The organism is Actinoallomurus acaciae (assembly GCF_042429965.1).
Lineage (GTDB): Bacteria > Actinomycetota > Actinomycetes > Streptosporangiales > Streptosporangiaceae > Actinoallomurus > Actinoallomurus acaciae.
Genome location: NZ_JBHLZP010000697.1, coordinates 1 through 3,527 on the forward strand (window position 1 = coordinate 1; position 3,527 = coordinate 3,527).

At 73.8% G+C, this 3,527-nt stretch carries 3 protein-coding genes; 1 reads left to right on the plus strand and 2 read right to left on the minus strand.

The genetic code is table 11. From position 1 onward, the window contains the following. Positions 1-864 (minus strand): DUF2397 domain-containing protein (locus ACFFNX_RS45225; protein ID WP_378212475.1); only part of this gene is annotated, 864 nt, incomplete at its 3' end. A 215-nt stretch (positions 865-1,079) separates the two neighbouring features. Here ACFFNX_RS45225 and ACFFNX_RS45230 point away from each other — a divergent pair. Beyond that, a complete protein-coding gene (locus tag ACFFNX_RS45230) occupies positions 1,080-2,786 on the plus strand; it encodes an IlvD/Edd family dehydratase (RefSeq protein WP_378212477.1) in 1,707 nt (568 codons plus the stop codon). Here the strand turns inward: ACFFNX_RS45230 and ACFFNX_RS45235 are convergent. Next, the coding region (locus tag ACFFNX_RS45235; protein ID WP_512699883.1) for an MFS transporter at positions 2,778-3,527 on the minus strand (750 nt) is incomplete at its 5' end. The genes ACFFNX_RS45230 and ACFFNX_RS45235 overlap by 9 nt on opposite strands.

Below are 3,527 nucleotides of genomic sequence, written 5' to 3' on the forward strand. Positions count from 1 at the left end.
GCGCAGCTCGCCGGCGCGCGAGTCGCCCTCCGCGGCGAACCACTCGCGCAGGGCGGCCCAGCGGCGCTCCCACTCGTCGAGCCGCTCGGCGTACGGCATGAACGGCCGCTCGTCGGCCTCGGCGGCGCGGGCCAGGAGGGTGCCGAGCCCGGTGTCCTCGACCTCGTGCACCGCGCGGGCGAGCCGCGCGAGGTAGCGGTCGAGCTCGGCCATGAAGTCGGTCATGTGCGTAAGCAGGGCGTTCTTGTAACGGAGGAACAGGTCCGGCGAGGTGTCGGTGGAACGGACGATCTCCCCGAGGGTCACGTGGAACTGCGCCGAGCGCCGCCCCATGTCCTCCATCACCGAGTCGAGGCGGGACAGGCGGCGGTAGACCTGCTCGGTCTCGCCCGCGCGGTTGGCCGCGGCGAGGGCCTTGAGGTCCTCCAGGATGTCGGAGAAGACCAGGCGGGACAGGTTGGCGTCCTGGATGCGGGCCTCGAGGAGGTCCTCGACCGCGGTGTAGGCCCAGTAGCCCAGCTCGCTGAACTGGTAGACCGACTGCCGGTTGCGGTAGCGGACGAGGTTGCCCGCCCGCGAGGCGTCGTCGAACCGGTGGACCACCCGGTCGTCGTGGAGCGCGTCGAGGCGGCTGCGCAGGTTGCCGTCGAGGGTGGGCACGTCGTCGTACAGCTCGGCCAGCTCCGCCAGGGCCGCCCCGACCTGGTCGCTGTCGACCTGGACCTGATGGACGGCGCGCAGCCGGTCCATCGCCCGCAGCACCCAGAGGTAGGCGACGTGGTCGTCGCGCCGGGTGAAGTTGAACAGCCGGAACCGGTCGCTGACCACCAGCGAGTCCAGATCCAGCGCCCTACGGCCACTCACAGCCCATCTCCCCCGTCATCGCCCGCCCGACCAAGGAAGGGTAGGCAACACCACCGACAACTCGCGCCCCAATCGGCTCTCAGCCGAAACGGGAGGCGTCCGGCGCACCCGACATCGTCCCTGCGCCCGGGCCCTCGTGATCACCGGATGGTCGCAATCCGGGAGGCCGCGGATCAGTATGGGCGGTAGACGCCGCCGACCGCAGGAGCACGCTCATGACGCCGCGCAGTCAGCACTGGTACGCCGGGACGGACCGGAACGCCTTCATCCACCGCGCCTGGATGCGGCGTGGGCTCCCCTCCGACGCGTTCGACGGGCGGCCGCACATCGCGATCGCCAACACCGCCTCGGACCTGTCGCCGTGCAACAGTCACCTGGGCGAGGTCGCCGCGAGCGTGAAGGCCGGTGTGTGGGAGGCCGGCGGCGTGCCGCTGGAGCTGCCGGTGCCCTCGCTGGGCGAGACCCAGCTCCGGCCGACCGCGATGCTGTTCCGCAACCTGGCGGCGATGGCGGCCGAGGAGATGATCCGCGCCAACCCCGTCGACGGCGTCGTCCTGCTCGGCGGGTGCGACAAGACCATTCCCGCGCTGCTCATGGCCGCGGCGTCGGTCGACCTGCCGGCCATCGTCGTGCCGGGCGGCCCGATGCTGACCGGGCACTTCCGCGGCGCGCCGCTGGGCTGCGGCACCGACGTGTGGCGGCTCAGCGAGGAGGTGCGGGCGGGCACGCTGTCGCAGGAGCGGTTCCTGGAGGCGGAGTCGTCGATGATCCGCAGCCGCGGCCACTGCAACACGATGGGGACCGCCTCGACGATGGCGTGCATGGCCGAGGCGCTGGGCATGACGCTGCCGGGCGTCGCGGGCATCCCGGCGCCGGACAGCCGGCTGCTCGAACGCGCCCACCAGGCCGGCCGCACGATCATCGAGATGGTGGCGAGCGACCGGCGGCCCGGCACGGTCCTGACGCGCGGGTCGTTCCTCAACGCGATCGTGGCCCTCGCGGCGATCGGCGGCTCCACCAACGCGGTCGTCCACCTGCTGGCGATCGCGGGCCGGGCGGGCGTGCCGCTGACCCTGGACGACTTCGACCAGACCGGGGCCAAGGTGCCGCTGCTCGTCGATCTGCAGCCGGCCGGGGCGCACCTGATGGAGGACTTCCACCGCGCGGGCGGACTGCGGGCGGTGCTGAACGAGGTGGCCGACCTGCTCGACGGCTCGGCGCCGACGGTGACGGGCCGGCCGATCGGCGAGGGCCTGGCCGACGCCGAGATCCAGGACGACACGGTCATCCGCCGCCGTACGGCGCCGCTCCAGGAGGAGGCGGGCATCGCCGTGCTGCGGGGCAACCTGTGCCCCGACGGCGCGGTGATCAAGCCGGCCGCCGCGTCGCCGTCGCTGCTGCGCCACCGGGGCCGCGCGGTGGTCTTCGACAGCATCGAGGACCTGCGGGCGGCGCTGGACGACCCGGACCTGGACGTCGACGAGGACAGCGTCCTGGTGCTCCGGGGCTGCGGCCCGAAGGGGTATCCGGGGATGCCCGAGGTCGGGAACATGCCGCTGCCGGCCAAGCTGCTCGCCCGCGGGGTCCGCGACATGGTGCGGATCAGCGACGCGCGCATGAGCGGCACCGCGTACGGCACGGTCGTGCTGCACACCGCGCCGGAGTCGGCCGCGGGCGGCCCGCTGGCCAGGGTCCGCACCGGCGACATGATCGTCCTGGACGTGGCGGCCCGGCGGCTCGACGTCGAGCCGGCAGGCGACGAGCTGGCGGCGCGGGAGCCCGCGCCCTCCTCCGCGCACGCCGCCCCGGTGCGCGGGTGGGAACGCCTGTACGTCGACCATGTGCTCCAGGCCGACCAGGGCGCCGACCTGGACTTCCTCACCGGCTCCAGCGGCAGCGAGGTCCGCCGCGAGTCACACTGAGGTCCGCCTCCGCCCGGAGGGCGCGGGAGAGACGGCCGGTGTCCGGGCGCGCAGGAGCAGGACGCCGAGGAGGGCGGTGACGACGCTCAGCGCGGCGGCGAACGCCCAGGCCAGGCGGAAGTCCCCGGCCGATCCCGCGTCCACGCGGGAGCCGAGCAGGGTGACCAGGACCGCGACGCCGAGGGCGGAGGAGATCTGCCGGAAGGAGTTGACCAGCGCGGAGCCCGTGGCGGTACGGGTGCCGGGCAGTGACTGGACCCCCGCCGCGATCAGCGTGCCGAGCGTCAGGCCGACGCCGGTGCCACCGAGGATCATGCTGGGCAGCAGGTCGCGCGGATAGTCCGGTGTGACGGAGACCATCGCGACCCGCCACAGCATGGCGGCGGCGAACAGCAGGCCGCCCGCCACGACGAGCGGGCCGTGACCGAACCGGCGCACGGCCCGCGCGGTGAGCGCGGTCACGATCGGAACCAGCGCGGGGCCGGGCACCAGGGCGACGCCGGTGCGCAGCGCGCTCCAGTGCCAGACGTCCTGGCACCACAGCACGTTGGACAACAGCATCACGGCGAACGCGACGCCGAACAGGAAGGTGCCGCCGCCGGCCACCCCGACCCGGGGCAGGCGCAGCCGGTGCAGCGTCAGCAGCGGCGTCGCGTGGCGCGCGGACCGCAGCCCGAACCACGCGCCGACCACGACGACGGCCGCGAGCAGGCCGAGCGTACGGCCGGAGGTCCATCCCCA

Excerpts from the sequence above, each read along its gene's own strand:
- ACFFNX_RS45230 (WP_378212477.1), top strand. The coding sequence starts at position 1,080 with ATGACGCCGCGCAGTCAGCACTGGTACGCCGGGACGGACCGGAACGCC.